The organism is Streptomyces bauhiniae (assembly GCF_004784475.1).
In the GTDB taxonomy this organism is placed as follows: Bacteria; Actinomycetota; Actinomycetes; order Streptomycetales; family Streptomycetaceae; genus Streptomyces; species Streptomyces seoulensis.
Genome location: NZ_SRRT01000001.1, coordinates 971506 through 996476, shown reverse-complemented (window position 1 = coordinate 996476; position 24971 = coordinate 971506). Strand labels below are relative to the sequence as shown.

Below are 24971 nucleotides of genomic sequence, written 5' to 3'. Positions count from 1 at the left end.
TCCTGATCATGGCGACTGGGACACCGTTCGAGCGTCCCGCACACGCGCTCGACTCGCCGGAATTGCCCGCCTATACGGGTGATCAGGTTCCACCCGACGTGACCCCCGGATCACGCGCCGTCACGTAGGTCACAGCTCGGGGTACGTCCCTTGTTGGAGATCCGGCACTGTGCTGGAATGCCACGGACCGCCGCAGGAACGAGCCGGCGCAGGGGGCGCGACGCCGCGCCGCGTGGCGGTGAGACAGGGGGGAATCCAGCGCCGGTCACTCAAGACCACACGGGGGGCGTATTCAGGGCGCCCTTCATGACGCCGACACCGTGTCCCGCCGTTCGCGCGGAGGGGCGCCTGGTCCAGAGGTTGCGACGCTAGTGCAGGGACGTTTCAAGAGGGATGGCAGCGGTTCGGCCGAGCCGGAGCCGCACGGCGGGACTGCCCCCATGGCCGGCGGCTCCTCGCACCAGCACGCCCAGAGCGCCGGCAAGGCACCGTCCGGCGACAAGGGCGAGCGCGGCGGACGCCCCGGCGCCTCCGCCCCGGCGGGCGCGTCCGGCACCAAGCCCGCGGCGCCCACCGCGAAGACCGCCAAGAGCACGCCCAGCACCGGCTCCCGCATGGCGCTGCGCAACTGGCGCATCTCCACGCGTCTGGTGTCGCTGCTCGCGCTGCCGGTGGTCGCGGCCACCACGCTCGGTGGTCTGCGCATCGGCGACTCGATGGACGACATCAAGCAGCTCGACAACATGAAGCTGCTGACCGAGATGACCCAGCGCGCGACCGAGCTGGCCGCCGCCCTCCAGGAGGAGCGCGACCAGTCCGCCGGTCCCCTGGCGCACGGCCTCAAGTCGTCCGACTACACGGTCAAGGGCTTCCGCGACAAGACGGACAACGCGAAGAAGACCTTCGAGGACTCCGCCGAGGACATCGACGCGGCGAGCAAGGACGGCAACCTCCAGGGCGTCCGCGACACCCTGGTCGGCCTGGTCTCCCAGCTCGACGCGCTCGGCAAGATCCGCCGGGACGCGTACACCTCCGAGGGCAACTCGACCCAGACCGTCGAGGCGTACCACCGGCTGATCACCCAGCTCATCGACCTCTCCCAGGACATGGCCGAGGCGTCGAGCAACCCGGAGATGATCCAGCGCACCCGCGCCCTGGCCGCGTTCTCCACGGCCAAGGAGTATGCGTCGGTGCAGCGCGCCGTCATCGCGGCCGCCCTGCCCGCCAGCAACGCCACCAAGGGCGACCTGTCGACCAACGACCGCCTCTACGGCGAGGCCGCGTACGACAGCGAGGGCTCCGAGCTCAACATCTTCCGCAAGGTCTACGCGAGCCAGGGCGCCGAGGAGATCCTCAAGCCCATCGACGAGAACAACCCGACGATCCAGGCGGCCGACCTCTACGCCAAGCGCGTCTTCGAGTCGCGCGACGGCCTGGCGGGCCAGCCGGCCCGCTCGTACCTGGACTGGGTGGACGACAGCTCCACCAAGATCCAGCAGATGAAGAAGATCGAGCACGAGCTGCTCGACAGCATGGAGCAGAAGGCCCGCGAGCTGAAGGCGACCTCCGAACAGGAGGCGATCATCTCCGGTGTGCTGATCCTGCTCGTGCTCGGCGTCTCGCTGGTCGGCGCGTTCGTCGTGGCCCGGTCCATGATCCGTTCGCTGCGCCGCCTCCAGGACACCGCCACCAAGGTCGCCCAGGACCGGCTGCCCGAGCTGGTCAAGCAGCTCTCCGAGTCCGACCCGCAGGACGTGGACACGTCCGTGGAGTCGGTCGGTGTGCACTCGCGGGACGAGATCGGCCAGGTGGCCGCGGCCTTCGACGAGGTGCACCACGAGGCGGTCCGACTCGCCGCCGAGCAGGCGCTGCTGCGAGGCAACGTCAACGCGATGTTCACCAACCTCTCGCGCCGCTCCCAGGGCCTGATCCAGCGTCAGCTCTCGCTCATCTCCGAGCTGGAGTCCCGCGAGGCCGACCCCGACCAGCTCTCCTCGCTGTTCAAGCTCGACCACCTCGCGACCCGCATGCGCCGTAACGGCGAGAACCTCCTCGTCCTCGCCGGTGAGGAGCCCGGCCGGCGCTGGACCCGCCCGGTCCCACTGGTCGACGTGCTCCGCGCCGCCGCCTCCGAGGTGGAGCAGTACGAGCGCATCGAGCTGGCGTCGGTGCCGAGCACCGAGGTCGCCGGCCGCGTCGTCAACGACCTCGTGCACCTCCTCGCCGAGCTGCTGGAGAACGCCACCTCGTTCTCCTCCCCGCAGACCAAGGTCAAGGTCACCGGTCACGCGCTGCCCGACGGCCGCGTGCTGATCGAGATCCACGACACCGGCATCGGCCTCTCCCCCGAGGACCTCGCCGCGATCAACGAGCGCCTCGCCGCGCCGCCCACCGTGGACGTGTCGGTCTCCCGCCGCATGGGTCTGTTCGTGGTCGGCCGGCTGTCGCAGCGCCACGGCATCCGCATCCAGCTCCGCCCGTCCGACTCCGGTGGTACGACCGCGCTGGTCATGCTGCCCGTCGACGTCGCCCAGGGCGGCAAGAAGCCCGCTCCGGGCAAGGCCGGCGGCTCCGGCTCCGGTGGCGGTCCCGCCGCCGCGCAGGCCGCGGCCGGTGCCGCGGCGGCACGCCGGAACAACGGCGGCGGTGGCGGTGCCCTCGGCGGCGCTCCGGCCGCCGGTGGACTCCTGGCCGGCGGCTCCGGCCAGCGCGGCCAGGTCGGCGCGGGCCAGGGTCCGCGCGCGGCCCTTCCCGGCAACGGCCAGAACGGCGGCCGCCCCGGCGGTCCCGGTGGCGCCCGTGGCCCGCAGGGCCCCGGTGCCTTCCAGCCGAACCAGCCCGGTCAGCAGAACCAGCAGAACCGTCCGGCCCCCCAGGCTTCCGGCCCGCAGCAGGACGCCTTCGGCGGCCGTGGCCCGGCCCAGCAGCAGCGCGGTGGCGCCGGTGCCGGTGCCGAGCAGGGGCGTCAGCCGCAGCTCCCGCCGCGTGGCGGCCCGCGTGCCGAGCTGCCCGGTGGCAACCCCGGCTCGCGTGCCTCGCTGGACGTGCCGCGCGGCCACGACGAGCAGGACCCGTCGCAGACCGCGCGCATGCCGCGCATCGACGACCGCCACGGCATGGGCGGCACCGCCGAGATGCCCCGCATCGACGCGCAGGACCCCTCGCAGACCGGCGGCTTCCCCCGCCAGGACCTCTACGGCGCGGGCGACCAGCAGCAGCACACCGGGCAGTTCGCCCGGCCCGGCGCGGGCGGGGCCCAGCACACGGGCCAGTTCCAGCGTCCGGGAGCCAACGACCAGCAGAACATGGGCCAGTACCAGCAGCCCGGCGCCCAGCAGGGAGCCGGCTACGGCCGTCAGCAGGGCGGCGACGAGTACACCCGCCCCGACCTGTTCGGCGGCCCCCAAGGCCAGCAGCAGGGCCGGCAGAACCCCCAGGCCCCGCAGCACACCGGCCAGTTCCCGGTCCAGCAGGGCTACGACGCGTACCAGGCCGGCCACACCGGCCAGCACGCGCTGCCCGGCCGTCCGGCGCAGCACCAGAACGGCAACCAGGCCGCGCAGAACCCGAACCAGGCCGGAAACACCGGTCAGTTCGAGCAGCAGCGGCCCGCCGCCCCGCAGCGTCCGGCGCGTCAGGCCCCGGCCGACAACTGGGCGCTGCCCCCGGCCCCGGCCGGCAACACCGGTGACGGCCGGACCCCGCTGTACGACACGCTGGAGACCAACTGGTTCCAGCAGGAACAGCAGCAGCAGCCGGAGTCCGCTCCGGCCGCCCCTCAGCAGCCGCAGGCGCAGGCCCCCACGCCCGCCCCGCAGCAGTCGTCGTCCACCACCGGCTCGTGGCGCACCTCTCCGAACGACGAACTCGTCCGGCAGGCGGAGCGCGTACGGCAGCCCGCGGCGGGCGGTGTCACCACCTCCGGTCTGCCGCGCCGTGTGCCCAAGGCGAACCTCGTCCCGGGCACGGCACAGCAGCAACAGCACCACAGCGGTCCGCAGGTCTCCCGTGCGCCTGACGACGTACGCGGCCGGCTGACCAATCTCCGTCGGGGTATCGCTCAGGGCCGTCAGGCCGGGGGCGGCCAGACCGGCAGCTTCCCGAGCCCCACTCACCAGCAGGAGCGTTAGTTGAGTCCGATGAGCCAGGCGGCACAGAACCTGAACTGGTTGATCACCAACTTCGTGGACAACACCCCAGGGGTGTCGCACACGGTGGTGGTCTCCGCCGACGGCCTTCTGCTGGCGATGTCCGAAGGCTTCCCGAGGGACCGCGCCGACCAGTTGGCGGCCGTCGCGTCCGGCCTGACCTCTCTCACGGCCGGGGCGTCCCGGATCTTCGAGGGTGGCAGCGTGGCGCAGACCGTCGTCGAGATGGAACGCGGCTTCCTGTTCCTCATGTCCGTCTCGGACGGGTCGTCCCTCGCGGTGCTCGCGCACCCCGAGTGCGACATCGGCCTCGTGGGCTACGAGATGACCCTGCTCGTCGACCGCGCGGGTGCGGTACTCACCCCGGACCTGCGCGCCGAACTACAAGGCAGTCTGCTCCACTGACCCACCCCGGCACCACCCAGCACACGAAACAACCGTCCGGCCGCCACAATCCCCCCACCGGCCCCGTCAGACGGCACGACTGACCAACTTGCTGTCCCGCCCGGAGGATTCATGACCCCGCCCAACGCCTCTCATGATCCGTACGCGGAACCGTACGGAGACGAGGGCGACCAGCCACTGGTACGTCCTTACGCGATGACCGGTGGCCGGACCCGGCCGCGCTACCAGCTCGCCATCGAGGCGCTGATCAGCACCACGGCCGACCCGGCAGCGCTGATGGGAATGCTCCCTGAGCACCAGCGCATCTGCCACCTCTGCCGGGAGGTCAAGTCGGTCGCGGAGGTCTCCGCGCTCCTGGCCATGCCCCTCGGCGTGGCCCGCATTCTGGTGGCCGACCTCGCCGAGGCCGGCATGGTCGCCGTTCACCAGCCGGGCGGCGACGAGAACAACGGCGGCGCTCCCGATGTGACGCTGCTCGAAAGGGTGCTCAGTGGACTTCGCAAGCTCTGACTCGGGGCGGGCCACGACCTCCGCCAAGATCGTGGTGGCGGGCGGCTTCGGCGTGGGCAAGACCACGTTCGTGGGCGCCGTCTCGGAGATCAACCCGCTGCGCACCGAGGCCGTCATGACGTCCGCGTCGGCGGGCATCGACGACCTCACCCACACCGGGGACAAGACGACGACCACCGTCGCCATGGACTTCGGCCGCATCACCCTGGACCAGGACCTGATCCTGTACCTCTTCGGTACGCCCGGTCAGGACCGCTTCTGGTTCATGTGGGACGACCTGGTGCGCGGCGCCATCGGCGCGGTGGTCCTCGTGGACACCCGCCGGCTCGCGGACTGCTTCCCGGCCGTGGACTACTTCGAGAACTCCGGTCTGCCGTTCGTCGTCGCTCTCAACGGCTTCGACGGCCAGCAGCCGTACAACCCGGACGAGGTCCGCGAGGCCCTGCAGATCGGACCCGACGCTCCGATCATCACGACCGACGCCCGGCACCGCTCGGACGCCAAGAGCGCGCTGATCACGCTGGTCGAGCACGCTCTGATGGCTCGCCTGCGGTAGGGCTCAAGTGCGATCTGCCGTAAGGCAGTTGTCGTAGCGCACCCGGAGCCGGCTGTGGCCTTTGACACGGTCGGCTCCGGTGTTCATAACAGTTCGGCAGAGGAAATCCCGTAGTTCGCCACGCGACGCGGTCGACCGGTACCGCTGCGCTCACAAAGCCCTTGCCTTTTGCGGGGCTCGCTCGGTAATGACCCGTTTTATCTGCCGCTTACAACGGTGCCGCCCCCGTTTGTTACTGCCCAGGTCGACATGCTGGAATGCCTGAACTGCCCAGGGGTCAAAGACGTACTGAGTGGTCGAAGAGGAACCGGGCTCTGAGAGACTGCGGCACGACAGGTGCCGACCCGCCGAGAGGTTGTTGGTCGAGTGAGGCGAAGCAAGAACGGTCCCGAGCCGTCGGCACGGGGCAACTTCACCCCGCCGCCGCGCGCTGCGGCGCCCACCCCCGTGGTGGCCGGACCGGAGCCGGAGGCCGCTCCCGCGTCCAGCGGGGGCCGCTTCTCCCCGCGCAACTGGCGTGTGCCGACCAGGCTGAACGCGATCCTGCTCATACCCGTGCTGGTCGCCCTCGTCATGGGCGGCTTCCAGGTGAAGAACTCGATCGACACCTGGCAGGACGCCGAGGACGCCGAGAACACCGCGATCCTGGTGCAGACGTCCCTGTCCTACGCCGACGCGCTGTACAACGAGCGTGACCTCAGCGCCGCTCCCCTGCTCAAGGGCAAGGCGGCCACGGCCCAGGACAAGGCCACGGTCGACGCGGCCCGCAAGAACACCGACCAGGCAGCCGCCGCCTTCAGCCGGGCCGCGCAGAACATGCCGGCCAAGCCCGGCCTGGAGCGCCGCCTCAAGCTGTTCCGCGAGACCGAGCCCTTCCTCCAGACGCTGCGCGCGGGTGCCTACGGCCCCAAGTTCACCGGCGTCCAGACGGAGGAGGGCTACATCAAGGTCGCCCACCCGCTGATGGAGTTCGCCAACGAGCTGGGCCTGGGCACCGGAAACATCACGTCCTACGGACGTACCGTCTACGCCATCTCGCTGACCAAGGCCGCGCTGTCGCTGGAGCGCTCGATCGGCATGCACATGCTGGTCAAGCCCGGCCCGGACGCGCCGAACCTGGCGACCCAGCGCGTGGCCCTCTCCACCTACGCCTACCTGGAGGGCATCGCCGTCGAGGAGTACCTCGGCGGTGGCACCCAGGCCGACGCGGACCGGCTGGAGCAGGAGAAGCGGGACATCCAGAACCAGGGTGCCGCGCTGGCCGCCGAGGCCAAGTCGAAGGACCCGTCGTACAAGGCGCCGCCGTCCGACCCGCAGAAGATGGTCGCCGCGCTGGCCCAGCTCAACTCGACCGACCCGCTGGAGCGTCAGCAGCTCGCGGTGCAGGGCATCACCCCCGCCAACTGGTGGGCGGTCAACACGCTGAAGTTCAAGGCGTACCGCTCCATCGAGTCGGACATGGCCGACAAGGCGGTGAGCGAGGCGTCCGGCATCGCCGACGACGCCAAGACCTCCGCGATCATCACCGGTGTCGCCGTCGTCCTGGTCCTGCTGCTGGCCTTCATCCTGGCCGGTACGGTCGCCCGCCAGATGAGCCGCTCGATGCGTCAGCTCCGCAACGCCGCCTTCGGCATCGCCGAGCAGCGGCTGCCGATGCTGGTCGACCAGCTCTCCCGTACCGACCCCGGCCGGGTCGACACCCGGGTCGCCCCGATCCCGATCCACACCAAGGACGAGATCGGCGAGGTCGCCCGCGCCTTCGACCAGGTCCACCGCGAGGCGGTGCGGCTCGCCTCCGAGCAGGCGCTGCTGCGGGGCAACATCAACGCGATCTTCACCAACCTGTCGCGCCGCAACCAGTCGCTGATCGAGGGCCAGTTGACCCTGATCACCGACCTGGAGAACAACGAGGCCGACCCGGACCAGCTCGAGAACCTCTTCAAGCTGGACCACCTGGCCACCCGTATGCGCCGCAACGGCGAGAACCTGCTGGTCCTCGCCGGCGAGGAGCCCGGCCGCCGCTGGGACCAGCCGGTCCCGCTGGTCGACGTGCTGCGCGCCGCCTCCTCCGAGGTGGAGCAGTACGAGCGCATCGAGCTGTCCGGCGTCCCGGAGGCCGAGATCCACGGCCGCGCGGTCACCGACCTCGTGCACCTGCTCGCCGAGCTGCTGGAGAACGCCACCACGTTCTCCTCCCCGCAGACCAAGGTCCGCGTCACCGCGACCCGCCTCCCCGACGGCCGCGTGATGATCGAGATCCACGACAAGGGCATCGGCCTCACCGCCGAGGACTTCGCGGACATCAACCACAAGCTGGCCAACCCGCCGACCGTGGACGCCGCGATCTCCCAGCGCATGGGTCTGTTCGTGGTCGGCCGGCTGTCCGACCGGCACGGCATCCGCGTCCAGCTCCGCCCCTCGGGCGAGCAGGCCGGTACGACCTCCCTGGTCATGCTGCCCGACGCGATCACCCACGGTGGCGGCGGCGAGACGCAGCTCGACCGCGAGGAGTTCACGGTCTCGCAGATCATCCCGGAGCAGCAGTTCGCCGGCGAGAGCTTCAACCCGCAGCCGCAGGCGCAGGGACAGCCGATGCGCACGGCGGCGGAGCTGGGCTTCGACGACAGCCGCTACACCGAGGTGCCCGACGACCTGCGCGGTCTGGACCCGGTCGGCCGTTCCCTGGAGCGCGAGGAGCGCCGGGCGGCCCTGGAGGCCCAGGCGCACCCCGGCCCGCAGGACGGCACCGACGGCGGCCGGCCCGGCTACCAGGACGGCTTCGAGCAGGCGCCCGGCGGTTACCAGGAGAACGGCGCGGGCTTCCCCGAGCAGCGGCAGACCGACGCCTTCCAGGAGCAGCAGGGCTACCAGGAGCAGCAGCAGCCCGCCTACGACGAGCAGTACTTCGGGCAGGACGGCGGCTACCCGCAGTCCGGTTACCCCCAGCAGGGCCAGAACGCGCCTGCCGGTGACGCCTTCGGCGGCTCGTACGACGGGCAGCAGCAGTCCTTCCAGGACGACTGGCCCCAGCAGAACGGTTTCCAGAACGGCTACCCGGCCCAGTACGCTGCGGAGTCGGAGCCGGCGCAGGCCGCCGACCCCGGTGACCTGGGGACCAACGGCCACGGCGGCCCTGGCGGCCACGGTGGCTTCGAGCGTCCGGCGCCGGGCGGTCCGGCCGCGGGCGGTGTGACCAACGCGGGTCTGCCCCGTCGCGGTGGCGCCGGCGGCTCGGCCCCGCTGGGCAACTCCGGCGGCCTGAACGTGCACGGTTCGGGCGGACTGGGTTCCAGCGGCCTCGCCTCCAGCGGGCTGCACGGAGCGAACGGTTCGAACGGACTGAACGGTTCGACCGGACTGAACGGCTCCGCCGGCGCCAACGGCGCGTCGCTCGGCCGCCAGGAGGCCCCGGCCCCGGCGGGCAGCGGCCCCGACGACTGGCGTTCGGCGAACGACGAGCGCTGGCAGCAGGCTTCGCAGTTGCGCAAGCCCAAGGCGGGCGGGGTCACGTCCTCCGGCCTGCCGCGGCGGGTACCCAAGGCCAACCTGGTCGAGGGCACCGCCGAGAGCACCCCTCAGGGGGGCCCACAGGTCTCCCGCGCCCCGGAGGATGTCCGGGGCAGGCTGAGCAACCTGCGTCGAGGCGTCCAGCGCGGACGCAGCGCAGGCAGTGAAACGAACGGCCAGGCCACCAACCATCAGCACGGTGGGCCTGACAGCACCTACGACCAGGAGCGTTAGTGTGAGCCCGATGAGCCAGGCGGCACAGAACCTTAACTGGTTGATCACCAACTTCGTGGACAACACTCCGGGTGTGTCCCACACCGTGGTGGTCTCCGCCGACGGACTCCTTCTGGCGATGTCCGAAGGCTTCCCCCGCGACCGCGCCGACCAGCTCGCGGCCGTCGCATCCGGTCTGACGTCCCTGACGGCAGGCGCCTCCCGCATCTTCGAGGGGGGCAGCGTGAACCAGACGGTTGTGGAGATGGAGCGGGGATTCCTCTTCATCATGTCCGTATCCGACGGTTCGTCGCTGGCGGTCCTGGCCCACCCGGAGGCGGACATCGGCCTCATCGGGTACGAGATGGCCCTTCTGGTGGACCGTGCGGGCACGGTCCTGACCCCGGATCTCCGGGCGGAACTCCAGGGCAGCCTTCTCAACTAACAAGCGGACGGTGCGCGTTCGCGTCCCGGGGCCGTAAGGTCTTGGGACGCGGCTCCACAGCGATGGTGCCCGGCACAGTCGGAGGAGGAGAAAGTGGCAACACCCCCAGGCGGTCCGTCTTCGGGCAACTGGTCGTACGGTCCCGCGCAGGGACAGGACGGCGGCTCGGCGAACGGGTACGACTACCCCTCCGTCCCCGACCACCGGCAGCCGTACGCACCGCAGGGCCCCGGCCCTTCGCCGTACGACCAGCCGTCGGCCCCGCGCATCCAGCCGGTACAGCCGCCGCGGCGCCAGGAGCCAGCGGCCGCCCCGTCCGGCGCCAGCAACCCCTTGGTGCGTCCGTACGCCATGACCGGCGGCCGGACCCGCCCCCGCTACCAGCTCGCCATCGAGGCGCTGGTGCACACCACCGCGGCACCGCACCAGATGCAGGGCCAGTTGCCCGAGCATCAGCGGATCTGCAACCTGTGCCGGGAGATCAAGTCGGTGGCCGAGATCTCGGCCCTGCTCACGATCCCCCTCGGCGTGGCCAGGATTCTCGTCGCCGACTTGGCGGAGGCGGGCCTGGTCGCCATCCATCAGCCCGGCGGCGACGAGAACGCCGGCGGCCAGCCAGACGTGACACTGCTCGAAAGGGTGCTCAGTGGACTTCGCAAGCTCTAGCGGCGGTCCTTCCCGCTCCACCACCTCCGCGAAGATCGTGGTGGCGGGCGGCTTCGGCGTGGGCAAGACCACGTTCGTGGGGGCCGTCTCGGAGATCAACCCGCTGCGTACCGAGGCCGTCATGACGTCCGCGTCGGCGGGCATCGACGACCTCACCCACACCGGGGACAAGACCACCACCACGGTGGCCATGGACTTCGGCCGCATCACCCTGGACCAGGACCTGATCCTGTACCTCTTCGGTACGCCGGGCCAGGACCGCTTCTGGTTCATGTGGGACGACCTGGTACGCGGCGCCATCGGCGCCATCGTGCTGGTCGACACCCGGCGCCTGGCCGACTGCTTCCCCGCGGTCGACTACTTCGAGAACTCGGGTCTGCCGTTCGTCATCGCCCTCAACGGCTTCGACGGCAACCAGCCCTACAACCCCGACGAGGTCCGCGAGGCTCTCCAGATCGGCCCGGACGCCCCCATCATCACCACGGACGCCCGCCACCGCGCGGACGCCAAGAGCGCGCTGATCACTCTGGTCGAGCACGCGCTGATGGCCCGCCTGCGGTAGCGACTCCACGTCGAGGGGCCCTTTCCACACCGGAAGGGGCCCCTTTGTCGTACCCCGCTGCCACACTGGTCCTTCTGTGGCATGGAGGGGGATGCGATGGTGGGCGAGACAGCGGCGCTGCGGCTGGGTTCGACCGTGGCGAAGGCGGCCGCCCAGATGTGGCTCGGCGGCAAGCGCCGCGAGCAGGAACGCCGGATGGACATGTCCGAGCTGATCCGGGTGCGGGTGTCCGGGCTGCGCTTCCAGCGGGGTGTGGAGCGGCAGTTCGACGAGATGGCCGACGCGGTCTACGACCGGCTGGCGCCGTTTCTGGAGCGGGAGTTCCCCGGCCTGGCGGAGAACAGCCGCCAGGCCGTGATCGACGCGGTATGCGACACGTTCGCGGCGGCGGACCTGTCCGACGAGGCGATCCTGGCGGCGGACGCGCGGCCCGCGGAGATCGTGCGGCGGCTGACGGGTGCGGCACGCCCGCCGGTCGGCCTCGGCGAGGCGGAGACCCGGCTGTACGAGGTGCTGTTCGCCGAGTGCGTCGAGTACTACGTGCGGATCGTGCGGGGGCTGCCGGTCTTCGAGGAGCGGGCACTCAGTGAACTGCTCGCGCGGACCACGTCGTTGGGCGCGGAGATCGCGCGGGTGCTGCAACGGCTGCCCGACCGTTCGCTGTTCGCCCCCGAGGGCACGGACCGGGACGGCGAGTTCCGGCGCCGGTACCTGGAGCTGGTCAGCACGACCCTGGACGAGGTGGAGCTGTTCCGGCGCACCTCCGACCGGGCCGGGGCGCAGGTGCGGCTCTCGGTGGCGTACGTCAGCCTGCGGGCGACGGGGGACGAGATGCGGGCGCGGCGCGAGGGGGCGAGGCGTGCGCTTCCGCTGCTCCGGCCGGACATGAGCGACTGGGAGAACTCCGGGGGCGAGGGCGCCGGGATGCGGGTGGAGGCCGCGCTGGGCGGGCCCACGCGGGTACTGCTCCGGGGTGAGGCGGGGTCGGGCAAGACCACGCTGCTGCGGTGGCTGGCGGTCACGGCGGCGCGGGGCGCGTTCACCGGGGAGCTGGCCGGCTGGAACGGGCTGACGCCGGTCTTCGTGAAGCTGCGGGAGTACAGCGGGCGGGCGCTGCCGGCGCCGGAGGCGATGCTCGATTCGGTGGCCGGGCAGATCACCGGGGTGATGCCGAAGGCGTGGGTGGAGCGTCAGCTCGCCGGCGGGCGGGCGTTGCTGCTGATCGACGGGGTGGACGAACTCCTCGACGCCGAGCGGCGGGGGGTGCGGGAGTGGCTGCGCAAGCTGCTGGCCGCGTATCCCGAGGTGCGGATGGTGGTGACCTCCCGTCCGGCGGCGGCCGGTGCGGACTGGCTGCGGCGGGAGAAGTTCACCGCGCTGCACCTGGACCGGATGACGCCGCCCGATCTGGCGGCGTTCGTCCGGCAGTGGCATCAGGCGGTGCGCGAGCTGGGCGAGGAGCTGCCGTGTCCGGTGGAGGAACTGCCGCGCTACGAGCAGTCGTTGCTGAACAGCCTGAAAGACCGGCCGCATCTGCAGTCCCTGGCGGGGACTCCGCTGCTGGCGGCCATGCTCTGCGCGATGCACCTCAACCGGGGCAGCCAACTCCCCCGCGACCGCATGGAGCTGTACCGCAACGCCCTCCACACGCTGGTCCACGAGCGGGACGCGGACCGGAACGTGCCGAGCGCGGTGGACAGCGGGCTGAGCCTGGGCGACAAGGTTGTCCTGCTACGGGACCTGGCCTGGCGCCTCTCCGACAACAACCGCAGCGAGATCTCCCTGGACCAGGCCGCGGTCCACGTCGGCCGGAAACTGGCGGGGATGCGGCACCTGGACGAGGAGGACGGCCGAGCGGTCCTGGAAAGCCTCCGCGACCGCTCCGGCATCCTCCGCTCCCCCACCCTCGGCCGCCTCGACTTCGTCCACCGCACCTTCCAGGAGTACCTGTCGGCGGAGGAGGCGGCGGAGGAGGACCGCATCGGCAACCTGATCGAGCGAGCACACCTGGACCTGTGGCGCGAGACGATCATCATGGCAGCGGGCCACGCGAACCGGCCCCAGCGGGAGGAGTTGCTGGACGGCATTCTCGACCGGGCCGCGTCTGAACCCCGCTGGACCCGCAAGCTGCATCTGCTGACGGCGGCGTGTCAGGAGACGGTGCCGCAACTGTCCGAGGAGCTGGCCGGGCGGGTCGACACGGCGGTGGAGACGCTGCTGCCGGCGCGGCGCGAGAGCGATCCGGCGCAACTGGCAGCGGTAGGGACCAGCCTGCTGCGCAAGATGCCGAGATCGCTCACGGAGCTGTCGGAGAAGGCTGCTGTACAGACGGTGCGGACCCTGGCATTGATAGGGGGGTCTGAGGCACTCGGGCTGCTGTCCAGTTACGTGGGCGACAAGCGTGACCACGTGGTGCGGCAACTGATCCAGAGCTGGAGCTACTTCGATCCGGACGTCTATGCCGACGCCGTGCTGTCCGGTGTTCAGCTCGCGCATCACAGTGTTGTCGTCAAGCATTCCGGCCAGTTGCGTCCCTTGGGACGGCTGTCGCCCAACAGGGTCGACATCCGCTTCCCTCTCGACGACCTGAGCGCACTACGGATGCTGCCGCCGGTCCGTGACCTGATCATGTGGTCACTGATCGGCGAAGTCGACCTGTCACACATGCCTGAGATGCCCAGCCTCAATTGGCTGCTATTGGGCGCGGACGCAGTGTTCACTCATCTGGAAGCGCTGGAGTTCTTCCCATCTCTCACCCACCTCGGCATGAGCGTCTTGAATACTCCCGATATAAGCAGTCTGCGCCTCGGGCAGAAGATGGTTGACGTTTATCTGTTGGAAGTCACCCGTGACACTGATCTCGCGCAGTGCCAAACCGCACTCTCCGGCCTGCGCAGGCTGAACTTGTGGCCCTACAACTTTTCTCCGGTCGACCTCGCCGCTCTCCCCGCGATACCAGAGCTTTGCCTGAATCGGTTCGACGTCTCGGCGTGGCTGGAGACACCGAACTTCAAGCCTCCCAAGGTGAAGCGCCTACAGCTCCAGAACTGTGTGCTCCCCCATGATCGCGGCGCCCTGGACTTTCCCGGTGTCGAGGTGCGCATCGTCTAAGGCGGCCACGCCGAAGGGCCCTCCCAGAACGGAAGGGCCCTTCGGAGCGAAGCTCAGTGCCAGCTATGCGGTGCCCGGAAGCCGCCTTCGCGTTCCAGGCGGCGCCAGGCCGCTCGGGGGCGGGGGTGGTGGGTCGGGGCGGTGGGGCGGGCGGCGGCTCGGGCGAGGAGGACTGCCGTTATGGCGGCTACTTCCTCGGGGTCGGCGAGGCCCTTTTCGACGCGGATGTCGGCATGGGTCATGGCGATGGTCTCCGGGGTCTCGGTCACTGCGGCGGGTTGCCGTGCTTGCGGGAGGGCAGGTCGGCGTGCTTGGACTGGAGCATCGCGAGGGACCTGATCAGGACCTCGCGGGTCTCGGCGGGGTCGATCACGTCGTCGACCAGGCCGCGCTCCGCCGCGTAGTACGGATGCATCAGCTCGGCCTTGTACTCCTTGACCATCTTCTGCCGCATCGCCTCGGGGTCCTCGGCGTCGGCGATCTGCCGACGGAAGATGACATTGGCCGCGCCCTCGGCGCCCATCACGGCGATCTCGTTGGTGGGCCAGGCGTAGGTGAGGTCGGCGCCGATGGACTGGCTGTCCATCACGATGTACGCGCCGCCGTACGCCTTGCGCAGGATGAGCGAGATCCTCGGCACGGTCGCGTTGCAGTAGGCGTACAGCAGCTTCGCGCCGTGGCGGATGATCCCGCCGTGCTCCTGGTCGACGCCGGGAAGGAAGCCAGGCACGTCCAGCAGCGTGATGATCGGGATGTTGAAGGCGTCACACATCTGCACGAAGCGCGCGGCTTTTTCACTCGCCTCGATGTCCAGCACACCGGCCAGCACCTGCGGCTGGTTGGCGATGATGCCGACCACCTGGCCGTCGAGGCGGCCCAGCGCGCAGAGGATGTTGCGGGCCCAGCGCTCGTGGACCTCCAGGTACTCGCCGTCGTCGACGAGCTCCTCGATGACCTTGGTCATGTCATAGGGCCGGTTGCCGTCGGCCGGGACCAGGTCGAGCAGGACGTCGCCGCGCCGGTCGGCGGGGTCGGAGGACTCCACGCGCGGCGGGTTCTCGCGGTTGTTCTGCGGGAGCAGCGAGAGGAGGTAGCGCACCTCCGCGATGCAGGTCTCCTCGTCGTCGTACGCGAAGTGGCAGACGCCGGAGGTCTCGGCGTGCACGTCGGCGCCGCCGAGGCCGTTCTGGGTGATCTCCTCGCCGGTGACCGCCTTGACGACGTCCGGGCCGGTGATGAACATCTGCGAGGTCTCGCGGACCATGAAGACGAAGTCGGTGAGGGCGGGGCTGTAGGCCGCGCCGCCCGCGCACGGGCCGAGCATCACCGAGATCTGCGGGATGACACCGGACGCCTTGGTGTTGCGCTGGAAGATGCCGCCGTAGCCGGCGAGCGCGGAGACGCCCTCCTGGATACGGGCGCCGGCGCCGTCGTTGAGCGAGACCAGCGGAGCACCGGCCGCGATGGCCATGTCCATGATCTTGTGGATCTTCGTGGCGTGGGCCTCGCCCAGCGCGCCGCCGAAGATGCGGAAGTCATGGGCGTAGACGAAGACCGTACGGCCCTCCACCGTGCCCCAGCCGGTGATGACACCGTCGGTGTACGGCTTCTTGGCCTCCAGGCCGAAGCCGGTGGCGCGGTGCCGGCGGAGCTGCTCGACCTCCTGGAAGGAGTCCGGGTCCAGGAGCAGCTCGATGCGCTCCCGGGCGGTCAGCTTGCCCTTGGCGTGCTGCGCCTCGGTCGCCTTCTCGCTGGGGCCCGCCAGGGCCTGCGCCCGGATCACGTGCAGCTCGGCGACCCGCCCGCGCGCGTCCGCCGGCTCACCCGTCGTCTCTTCCAAAACGGTCATGTAGTGACCATACGAAGGACCACGCGAAAACCAGGCCGTCGACTCCGTACAGTCTCCGGAGCGTTTTCCTGGTACGACCGAACAGAACCGGGCCGTGATGCAGGCGTTCCGACTGCTCAGAGGGCGCTGCCTTTGTAGGGCTGCCACAAAGTGGGGGGTGTCACAGACCCCTGGATTCCTGGGTGGGACATGCCATCCCCGGAGTGACACGGGGACACCCGGACGGCGGAACGGGGGGTGTTGGCAACCCTACCTTCCGCCGTCCGGTGCGCGTCGGCTCAGCAGCCGCCGCAGTTGTAGTACAGGACGTCCCAGTGGTTGCCCTCGTCGGCGTAGATGTTGCCCGACCCGGACTGATACTGCGGTGCGCCGTCCCCGCGCAGCCCGATGTAGCTGAAGGTGTTCTTGATGTACGAGGTCACGCAGGTGTTCTTGCCGTAGTCGAGCTTGTAGCCGTTGTAGTGCGAGTAGGTGCCGGACGCGTGGCCGACCTCGGTGCCGCCGGTGATGTTGAGTGCGCAGCCGGTGGCCCGCTTCAGGGTCTGGGCGCCCTGGGCGGTGGCGAGGTTGAGCTGGTCGAACGACGTACACGTGGAGTTCTGGCGGTTGGAGCAGCCGCCGGAGGACGACCAGGTGATGCCGACGTCGCGGAACATCTGGGTGGCGGTGGCGTGGCTGATCTTGGTGACGGCGAAGGCGTCGGATGCGGTGCCGACCACGGCGACGCCCGGGGCGACGACGAGGGCGAGCGCGGTAAGGACGGAGCGGACCTTCATGAATGACCCTTCCTGCGGTTGGCCGTGCTTGCTTTGGGGCGGCTGTGCAGGTGGTGCAGACAGATGGTGCCCGAGTTCTACGCGCGTCCGCCAGAGGGCGTCGGCGGTAACTCTGCGCAAGAGTGGAAACACGTACCGGATGATGTTGAAAACCGAACTGAATGGGTCTACGGTGGCAGACGTCGGGTTCGTTGAACGTTAAACAGACTCCCCCGCAACTCTCTCAAGGAGCACACCATGGGTATCTTCGGCCGCAAGGACAGCACCCCCGAGACCACCGCCGCCCCCGCCGCCGCGGGCACCGGCCTCGCCGCGCTGACCGGCGACTACACCATCGACCCCGCGCACACCTCGATCGGCTTCACCGCGCGGCACGCCATGGTCACCAACGTCAAGGGCAGCTTCACCGAGTTCACCGGCGCGCTGCACCTGGACGGCGACGACCCGGCCAAGTCCACGGCGACGCTGGACGTGGTGATGGACAGCATCGACACCGGCAACGCCGACCGCGACACCCACCTGAAGTCCGCCGACTTCTTCAAGACGGACGAGTTCCCGACGATGACCTTCCGCTCCACGGGCGCGGAGTCCCTCGGCGGCGACGACTACCGCATCACCGGCGACCTCTCCATCCTCGGCGTGACCCGGCCCATCACCATCGACCTGGAGTTCAACGGCGCCGCCACCGACCCGTTCGGCAACCAGCGCGTCGGCTTCGAGGGCAAGGCCGAGCTGCTGCGCTCGGAGTGGGGCCTGACCTGGAACGCGGCCCTGGAGACGGGCGGCGTGCTGATCTCCGACAAGATCAAGCTCAACTTCGACGTGTCGGCCATCAAGAACGCGTGAGCCCACGGCGGTCCGGCCGGACCACGCACGAGCGCCCCGCTCCTCCCTTACCGGAGGGGACGGGGCGCTCACGCGTACAAGAAGTCCAGGGCCTCAGAAGCCTCCGCCGCCGAAGTCCCCGCCGCCCCCGAAGTCGCCGCCCCCGCCGAAGTCCCCGCCGCCGAAGCCGTCGCTGAACCCGCCGGGGTCGAAGTCGGTGCCGGACATGTCGCCGCCCTGGAAACCGCCCAGGTCCCCGAAGTCGCCGTACCCACCGCCGAAGTCGGCCGCGTAGGACGGGGTGGCCATCATGCCGCCGAGCAGGGTGCCGGCGAGCAGGCCGGGCAGCAGGCCGCCGCCGAAGTAGCCGCCCGCCCAGGGGCCGTAGGCGGGACCCGCGTCCCAGTAGGGGCGGCGGCCGTACTCGGTCTCCACCTCGCGGGCGGCCGGTTCGCGGCCGTCGGCGAGCCGGGTGGCGTCGGCCGCGCACACCGGCACCTCACGGGTGCTGCCGCCGGCCGGGGTCCAGGCGGCGTCGGTGACGGAGGGGCCGTGCCGGGGGTCGAAGAAGCAGGGCGGGCGCCGGTCGGGCAGCGGGCGCTTCTCGCGCCGGGCGGCGAGCACGGCCAGGGAGTACCGGCCGTCCTCCAGCGCCTCGGTGACCCCGCGCACGTCCTCCGGCTTCCGGGCCTCGCCCATGCGGCGCTTGGCGTCGTCGTAGGCGTTGAGCGCGTTCTCGTAGTCGGTGCGCATCGCGTCGTCGGCGCCGGGCTCGCCGGGCTGGAAGTCGAGGCGGTCGAGTTCCTCGCCGAAGGCGGTGATGTCCTCGTCCACGACGACCCGCAGCCGCTCCAGCGCCGCCTGCTGCTCCGCCTCGCGGCGGCGCCGGTTGCGGCGGCTGAGGGTGTAGACCCCGGCGCCGCCCGCCACCACGACCGCCCCGGCGACGATCAGCGCGGTGGTGGAGACCCCGCCGCCGTTGTCGGAGGAGCCCCAGGTGGAGGGGGCGTGGCCGCGCACGGTGTCCAGTGCGCGGTCGGTGAAGTCGGTGAGCTGGGCCTTGGCGCCCTCGCCCTGCACGCTGGAGACCAGGTTCTGGCGGGCGGTGGCGGAGATGACCGAGGGGTCGGCGCCGGCGGCGAAGCGGTCGCCGACGCGGATGCCGTACAGACCGGTGATGCCGGTGGCCGCACGGACGTCGCTCAGGACGGTCTTGGTCGGGTAATCGGCGGGGAGGACCACGACGAACACCGGTTTGCCGGCGTCCTTGATCTTCTTGGCGAGGGCGTCGGCGTCGGCGCGGGAGAGCTGTCCGGAGGCGGCCGGGTCGACGTAGACCGGGCTCTTGCGCAGGGCCTGGCCGATGGTGGAGGCGCTGGTGGCGGCACTGGCACCGGGTGCGAACACGAACAGGGGCACCAGGGCCAGCGCCAGCGCCGCGAGGAGGAGTGCGGGGAGGCTTCGGGCGCGGGTCGGGAGCACGGCCTTCATGCTTCCGACGCTACCCGAAGCCTCCCCCGTTCGGTCAGGTGTGCGGACCTACGATGCTGGTCAGCGGGCCGCCCGGTACGCCTGGAGCAGCTTGATCAGTGCCTGTCCGTACCGTCCGGTCAGCAGTGCGTGGTCGGCCTCGGCGAAGGGCTTGGACACGGCCGCCGTGATGTGCTGGCCCACCTTGTGCTGGACGATCAGCCGGGCCTGGTTCACCAGCTCGCGCCCCCGGCGGTCGTCGTGCCGGCGCTCGGCGGTCGCGGCCGCCTTGCCGAGGGTGGTCAGCGCACTGTCCTTGGCCGCGACCTGTGTGGTCAGGCCCCACCCGTAGGGGTACTGCGGGTCGTACGCCTTGTCGCCCACGTTGATCGGCAACTGGGCCTCGCTGCGCGGCCAGGTGACCGGGAGCTGACCGGTGAAGGGCCGCTTGCCGTAGAGCACGTCGGCCACGCCGGCGCCCTCGGTGCCGGGCAGCCAGGACGCCACCAGGGCGTCGATCTTCCCGAGCCGGTCCCCGATCAGCAGCGGGCGGCCGGAGACGGTGAGCACCACGCACTTCATGGCGCCGCACACCTTGTCCACGGTGGCCCGGTCGGTGGCGGACAGGGTCAGCTCATGGCCGTTGCCCACATCTCCGACGCCCTCGGCGTAGGGGGTCTCCCCCACGACGACCACGCCCACGTCGTTCCCGGCCATCGGCGCGGAGGCGTCCTTGGAGTAGGTGACCTTCCCGCCCGCCTCGCGGATGCCGGCGAGGATGGTGGTGCCCTTCGTGATGTCGCCGGAGGAGCCCTGCCAGGTGATGGTCCAGCCACCGGACTGGTTGCCGATGTCGTCGGCGTTGGACCCGGCGACGTACACCTTCTGGCTCTTGCGGAGCGGCAGCAGGCCGCCGTCGTTCTTCAGGAGCACCTGCGACTTGGCGACCGCCTCGCGGGCGACGGCCCGGTGGGCCGGGGAGCCGATGGCGGCGGCACCGGAGGTGTCGGCGTAGGGGTGCTCGAAGAGGCCGAGGCGGAACTTCTGGGTGAGGATGCGGGAGACGGCGTCGTCGATCCGCCGCTCACTGACCCGGCCCGCCTTCACCTCGGCGGTCAGGGCCGCGCTGAACTCCTTGTAGGTGTAGGGGACCATCATCATGTCGACGCCCGCGTTGACCGAGGTGCGGACCTGGGTCGCGTAGTCGCCGGGGAGCTGGTCCACGGCGTTCCAGTCGCTGATGACGAACCCGTCGAAGCCCATCCGCCCCTTGAGCACGCCGTTGATCATGTCGGCGCGGGCGTGCATCTTGACCGGGCCGCGTCCGTCGCCGATCACGTCGAGCGAGGAGTACGAGGGCATCACGGTGCCCACCCCCCGGTCCACCGCGTCCTGGTACGGCGCGAGGTGGACGGCCTCCAGTTGCTGCCGGGTGAGGGTGGAGACGCCCTGGTCGACGGTGTAGGTGCCGGTGGTGGAGGAGCCGTAGGCGGTGCCGCCGTCGGCGACGAAGTGCTTGGCGGTGGCCAGCACCTTGTCGGCGCGGGCGAGATCGCGGCCGTCGGCGCGGCCCTGGAGGCCCTGGATCACCGTCTCCATCGACTTCACCAGCGCCGGGTCCTCACCGAAGGACTCGTAGGAGCGGCCCCAGCGTTCGTCGCGGCTGACGCAGAGGCAGGGCGCGAAGTCCCACGGGATGCCGGTGGCGCGGACCTCGGAGGCGGTCACCGCCCCGGTGCGCCGGGCGAGTTCGGGGTCGCGGGTGGCGCCGATGCCGATGTTGTGCGGCAGGACGGTGGCGCCGGTGAGGTTGTTGTGGCCGTGGACCGCGTCGACGCCGTAGATCAGCGGGATCTGGAAGCGGGTGGCCTGGGCGCGCAGTTGGAAGCCGTCGATCATCTTCGCCCACGCGGCCGGGGTGTTCGGGGTGGGCGTGGAGCCGCCGCCGGAGAGCAGGGAGCCCAGGTCGTAGGCGGCGATGTCGTTCTGGTCGGAGACGGCGCCGCGCTCGGCCTGGGTCATCTGCCCGGCCTTCTCCGCGAGCGACATCCGCCCGAGCAGGTCGGCGACCCGCTTGCGCACCGGCAACTTGCTGTCCAGATACGGCAGTCCGTGGGCGTCGATGACGATCTTCGGGTTATCCGCCGGGGCCTTGGCGCCGGTGACGGTGAGCCCCAGCGGGATGGTCTCGGCGGACTCGGCGGTGCGGTCCTTCAGGGTGGTCACCTTCACCGTCCGGGAGGTCCCGGAGGGGGTGCCGGCCGGGAAGGTGAGGGTGCCGTGGGCGGGCGTGTAGTCCTTGCCGGGGCGGGCGGTGCCCTCGCCGGTGGCGTACGCGACGGTCACCGGGGAGGTGACGGGCTTCGCGTCGGTGGTGGCCAGGGTGACGCGGACGCTCGCCGTGCCGCCCTCCTTGACCGGGCGGACGGCCGCGTCGGTGGTGACGGAGGCGCGCAGCGCCGGGTCGGCGGCGCCGTACAGCTCGACGCCGTCCATGGCGAAGCGGCCCTTGACGCCGGTGGGCAGGGTGACCGCGTAGCCCCACATCTGGGTGAGGCCGAGGACGTGGTCGATGCCGCCGACCGGCTGGTAGTCCGTGCGATAGGTGAACGCGGAGAACGGCAGCTCGATCCGCTTCCAGCCGGTGAAGTCGTCGGTGAAGGAGGTCGTCCACAGCTCGGACGCCTCGCCGTGCGCACCGCCGTCCTTGATCTCGAAGGTGACCTTCTTGCCGCTGTTCTGTCCCTCCCACCACAGCCGCACGCCCCGGTGGGCGGACCAGTCGTGGGCGGGGGCCGTGGCGGCGTAGTCGTGGGTGAAGCCGCCGTAGCCGCTGATGTCGTAGCTTCCGGTCAGCACCTTGGCGCCCTCGGGGGCGTCCGGGCGGGCGGTCAGCGCCAGGGTGGGCGGGTCGTCGCTGTCGCCGCCCCAGGTGAAGATGCCCTCGGCGGGCTGGGCGGCGAAGGGCACCTCGCCCTCGAAGCGGTCGACCGGCACGGGGGCCGGGTCGGGACCGTCGGCGCCGGAGGCGGTGGCGATGCCTCCGGCCAGCGGGAGCAGTGCGGTCAGCAGAGCGGTGGAGACGAGCAGGGCGGTTCTGCGCATGGACCTTCCCTCGGCTCTGGGTTCACTCAGGACATAGCGTTCACTCAGGACTTAGCTCACGGCTTGAGTGAACTGGGGCCACCTGACCCCCGTCAACCCTCCGTACGTGACGTGACGCTCCGTCAACTCGATGAAGATCCAGCCGGGCTGTGCGTTCGCCTTCTGAATGCGCGAACCCTTGACGCGGCCCCGGAGCCGTCATTTACTCACGGCTCGCACGCCCCTGTCCCCCACCTCGAAGGGCGGCGCCCCATGAGACGACCCCTGCGTCCGGCCCGGCTGCTGCTGGCCGCGCTGCTGACGACGGCCGGGATCACCACGCTCGCCACCCCCGCCGCGCACGCGGCCGGTGAGCCGGTCACGGCCTGGCTGACCACCACCGACGACTCCGCCGGACGGCATGTCGTACGCGGCCTGGAGCCGCAGACGCCGTTCGCCTTCTCGGCCGGTGCCGGAGGCGGCGGCGAGAACATCACGGTGGACGAGAACACCCGCTACCAGACCTTCACCGGTGGCGGGGCCTCCTTCACCGACACCGCCGCCTGGCTGATGAACAGCAGCGGCGCCCTGTCCCAGGCGACCCGCGACGCCACCATGCGCAAGCTGTTCTCCCCCACCGACGGCATCGGCCTGTCCTTCCTGCGCAACCCGATGGGCGCCTCCGACCTGGCCCGCAACGGCTACACCTACGACGACGTGCCGGCCGGGCAGACCGACCCCTCGCTCGCCAAGTTCTCCCTCGCCCACGACCTCGCGGACGTCCTCCCGCTCACCAAGCAGGCCCGCCAACTGAACCCGGATCTCACGGTGATGGCGTCCCCGTGGACGGCCCCGGCGTGGATGAAGGACAGCGGCTCCCTCAACGGCGGCTGGCTGAAGGCGGAGGACTACGGCGCCTACGCCTCGTACTTCGTGAAGTACCTCCAGGGCTACCGCGACCAGGGCGTGCCCGTCTCCTACGTCACCGCGCAGAACGAGCCGACCTGCTGCTCGGGCTACCCGTCGATGAGCTGGAACGCCAGTGGGCTCGCCTACTTCACCAAGAGCGAGCTGCTGCCCAAGCTCCAGCAGGCCGGGCTCTCCACCAAGGTCCTCGCGCACGACTGGAACTGGGACACCTACGACTCCTACGCCGCCCAGACCGTGGACGACGCGGCGGTGCGCAGCCACCCCAACTTCGGCGGGATCGCCTGGCACGGCTACGGCGGTGACGTCACCAAGCAGACGGCCGTGCACAACCAGTACCCCGCGCTGGACGCCTTCGCCACCGAGCACTCCGGCGGCACCTGGATCGCCGACCAGCAGCGCGAGGACCTCTCCGACATCATCAACTACACCCGCAACTGGGCGAAGTCGGTGACCAAGTGGTCCCTCGCGGTGGACCAGAACATGGGCCCGCACAACGGCGGCTGCGGCACCTGCACCGGCCTGATCACCGTGCACAACGGCGACGGCCGCAGCGGGAGCGTGGACTACACCGTCGAGTACTACGACATGGGCCACCTCACCAAGTTCGTCCGCCCCGGCGCCCAGCGCATCGCCTCCACGGCGTCCTCGGCTGTGCCCAACGTGGCCTGGCGCAACCCGGACGGCAGCAAGGCGCTGATCGCGTACAACGGGGCCGGCTCGGCCAAGCAGGTGACGATCAACTGGGGTGGGCAGCACGCCACTTACACGCTGCCCGCGCGCACCTCGGCCACCTTCACCTGGGCCGGCGGCCAGTCCGGCGACAGCTCCCGCACCGGTGCGTTCGCCGGGCTCGCGGGCAAGTGCCTGGATGTGGCGGGCGGTTCGAGCGCCAACGGCACGGCGGTGCAGCTCTACGACTGCAACGGCAGCACCGCCCAGCAGTGGACGGTCGCGGCCGACGGCTCGGTCAAGGCGCTCGGCAAGTGCCTGGACGTGGTCTCCGCGTCGACCGCGAACGGCGCCAAGGTCCAGCTCTACGACTGCAACGGCACCGGCGCCCAGCGCTGGTCGTACAACGCGGCCACCGGGGACGTGGTGAACACCGCGGCGGACAAGTGCCTGGACGTCACGGACAACTCCTCGGCCAACGGGGCGCGGGCCCAGATATGGTCGTGCACCGGGGCGGCCAACCAGAAGTGGACGCTGAGGTAGCCGAGGCAGGCGGTCCCGGGTTTCCGGCGCGGGTGATGGTGGTACCCGCGCCGTACCGACCGTGACCGGGGAGCCCGAGATGACCACACCGCAGGATCTGCTGTTCGTCGCGCTGGACGTACCCGCCGACCGGCCCGTGGAGCAGGGGGATCTGTCGCTGGCGCTGGCCGCGGCGGAGCTGCTCGACCTGCTCGCCGCCCAGGTGGTCACCCTGCGGGACGACGTGATCGTCCCCGTCTCCGGTCAGCTCACCGGCGACCCGATGCTGGACAAGGCCGCCGCGTCGCTGATCCGCACCGAGCCGTACGAGAGCGCCGAGGACTGGCTGTGGCGGCGCGGGGACGGGCTCTCCGCCGCCTACCGCGACGAGCTGGAGCACACCGAGCCGTCGGGCTCCGGTCTGCGGCAGCTCTTCCGGCGCGCGGACCGGTCGGTGGAGCGGATCGACTCCGACGCCCGGCGGCACGCGGCCGACCGGTGGGCCCGGCACGAGCCGCTCCTGGCGGGCCTCGCCTCGGCCCTCGGCATCGACGAGCCCGAGCACGAGGAGCCGGCCGAGCACGCCGAGGACGACAAGGTGGACGACCGGGTGGCGGTCGTCCTCGCCGCGCTCGGCGACGCGCTGACCGAACTGGAGGCGGTACGGCAGCGGCGGCGGATCGAGGAGGACGCGTTCGACAACGTCTGGCGCGCCCCCTGACC

17 protein-coding genes are annotated in these 24971 nt (G+C 70.7%); 12 read left to right on the top strand and 5 right to left on the bottom strand.

Features of this window, described 5'->3' with window-relative positions; genetic code table 11:
• Nucleotides 1-371: 371 nt before the first annotated feature.
• The 9 genes from E5083_RS04670 to E5083_RS04630 all read left to right on the top strand — a co-directional run bounded on the left by E5083_RS04670 (nucleotide 372) and on the right by E5083_RS04630 (nucleotide 14123).
• Nucleotides 372-4130, top strand: a complete 3759-nt coding sequence (locus E5083_RS04670) for a sensor histidine kinase (RefSeq protein ID WP_208753961.1) — start codon at nucleotides 372-374, stop codon at nucleotides 4128-4130.
• A 9-nt stretch (nucleotides 4131-4139) separates the two neighbouring features.
• Nucleotides 4140-4553 (top strand): roadblock/LC7 domain-containing protein, encoded by a 414-nt coding sequence (locus E5083_RS04665; RefSeq protein ID WP_020128762.1) that lies wholly within the window; start codon nucleotides 4140-4142, stop codon nucleotides 4551-4553.
• A 111-nt stretch (nucleotides 4554-4664) separates the two neighbouring features.
• Nucleotides 4665-5063, top strand: a complete 399-nt coding sequence (locus tag E5083_RS04660) for a DUF742 domain-containing protein (protein WP_030808431.1) — start codon at nucleotides 4665-4667, stop codon at nucleotides 5061-5063.
• Nucleotides 5044-5619, top strand: coding sequence for a GTP-binding protein (locus tag E5083_RS04655; protein ID WP_030808427.1), 576 nt, complete (start codon nucleotides 5044-5046; stop codon nucleotides 5617-5619). Before E5083_RS04660 ends, E5083_RS04655 begins: the two co-directional genes overlap by 20 nt.
• A 366-nt stretch (nucleotides 5620-5985) precedes the next feature.
• Nucleotides 5986-9360 carry a nitrate- and nitrite sensing domain-containing protein gene (locus E5083_RS04650; RefSeq protein ID WP_135784267.1) on the top strand — a complete coding sequence of 1125 codons (3375 nt, stop codon included), beginning with the start codon at nucleotides 5986-5988 and terminating at the stop codon, nucleotides 9358-9360.
• Nucleotides 9361-9370: 10 nt separating this feature from the next.
• The gene (locus E5083_RS04645; protein ID WP_005479603.1) at nucleotides 9371-9784 is read left to right on the top strand and encodes a roadblock/LC7 domain-containing protein; all 414 of its coding nucleotides are present in this window, start codon (nucleotides 9371-9373) and stop codon (nucleotides 9782-9784) included.
• A gap of 93 nt (nucleotides 9785-9877) precedes the next feature.
• The gene (locus tag E5083_RS04640) at nucleotides 9878-10450 is read left to right on the top strand and encodes a DUF742 domain-containing protein (protein WP_135784266.1); all 573 of its coding nucleotides are present in this window, start codon (nucleotides 9878-9880) and stop codon (nucleotides 10448-10450) included.
• Nucleotides 10431-11012 carry a GTP-binding protein gene (locus E5083_RS04635; RefSeq protein WP_030793786.1) on the top strand — a complete coding sequence of 194 codons (582 nt, stop codon included), beginning with the start codon at nucleotides 10431-10433 and terminating at the stop codon, nucleotides 11010-11012. Before E5083_RS04640 ends, E5083_RS04635 begins: the two co-directional genes overlap by 20 nt.
• Nucleotides 11013-11108: 96 nt before the next feature.
• Nucleotides 11109-14123: an NACHT N-terminal Helical domain 1-containing protein gene (locus E5083_RS04630; RefSeq protein WP_135784265.1), complete on the top strand. Its 3015-nt coding sequence runs from the start codon at nucleotides 11109-11111 to the stop codon at nucleotides 14121-14123.
• 53 nt (nucleotides 14124-14176) lie between these two features.
• Here E5083_RS04630 and E5083_RS04625 read toward each other — a convergent pair whose 3' ends face one another.
• The 3 genes from E5083_RS04625 to E5083_RS04615 form a co-directional block, all read right to left on the bottom strand.
• Complete coding sequence (locus E5083_RS04625; protein ID WP_135784426.1) at nucleotides 14177-14365, bottom strand: acyl-CoA carboxylase subunit epsilon; 189 nt, start codon at nucleotides 14363-14365, stop codon at nucleotides 14177-14179.
• Between the two features lie 23 nt (nucleotides 14366-14388).
• On the bottom strand, nucleotides 14389-15972 hold the full coding sequence (locus tag E5083_RS04620; RefSeq protein WP_135784264.1) for an acyl-CoA carboxylase subunit beta: 1584 nt from the start codon (nucleotides 15970-15972) through the stop codon (nucleotides 14389-14391).
• Nucleotides 15973-16250: 278 nt separating this feature from the next.
• Entirely contained in the window at nucleotides 16251-16748 is a 498-nt protein-coding gene (locus E5083_RS04615; RefSeq protein WP_135784263.1) for a hypothetical protein, read from the bottom strand.
• A 237-nt stretch (nucleotides 16749-16985) separates the two neighbouring features.
• Between E5083_RS04615 and E5083_RS04610 the strand changes: the two genes are divergently transcribed.
• Nucleotides 16986-17594, top strand: a complete 609-nt coding sequence (locus E5083_RS04610; RefSeq protein WP_135784262.1) for a YceI family protein — start codon at nucleotides 16986-16988, stop codon at nucleotides 17592-17594.
• A gap of 93 nt (nucleotides 17595-17687) precedes the next feature.
• Here the strand turns inward: E5083_RS04610 and E5083_RS04605 are convergent, their stop codons facing one another.
• Nucleotides 17688-19064 carry a hypothetical protein gene (locus tag E5083_RS04605; protein ID WP_135784261.1) on the bottom strand — a complete coding sequence of 459 codons (1377 nt, stop codon included), beginning with the start codon at nucleotides 19062-19064 and terminating at the stop codon, nucleotides 17688-17690.
• A 60-nt stretch (nucleotides 19065-19124) separates the two neighbouring features.
• Nucleotides 19125-22148, bottom strand: coding sequence for a glycoside hydrolase family 3 protein (locus E5083_RS04600; protein WP_135784260.1), 3024 nt, complete (start codon nucleotides 22146-22148; stop codon nucleotides 19125-19127).
• Nucleotides 22149-22400: 252 nt separating this feature from the next.
• On the opposite strand from E5083_RS04600, the gene E5083_RS04595 reads away from it, so the two are divergent.
• Both E5083_RS04595 and E5083_RS04590 read left to right on the top strand, forming a co-directional pair.
• Entirely contained in the window at nucleotides 22401-24269 is a 1869-nt protein-coding gene (locus E5083_RS04595) for a ricin-type beta-trefoil lectin domain protein (protein WP_135784259.1), read from the top strand.
• A gap of 79 nt (nucleotides 24270-24348) precedes the next feature.
• On the top strand, nucleotides 24349-24969 hold the full coding sequence (locus tag E5083_RS04590; protein WP_135784258.1) for a GPP34 family phosphoprotein: 621 nt from the start codon (nucleotides 24349-24351) through the stop codon (nucleotides 24967-24969).
• Nucleotides 24970-24971 lie beyond the last annotated feature (2 nt).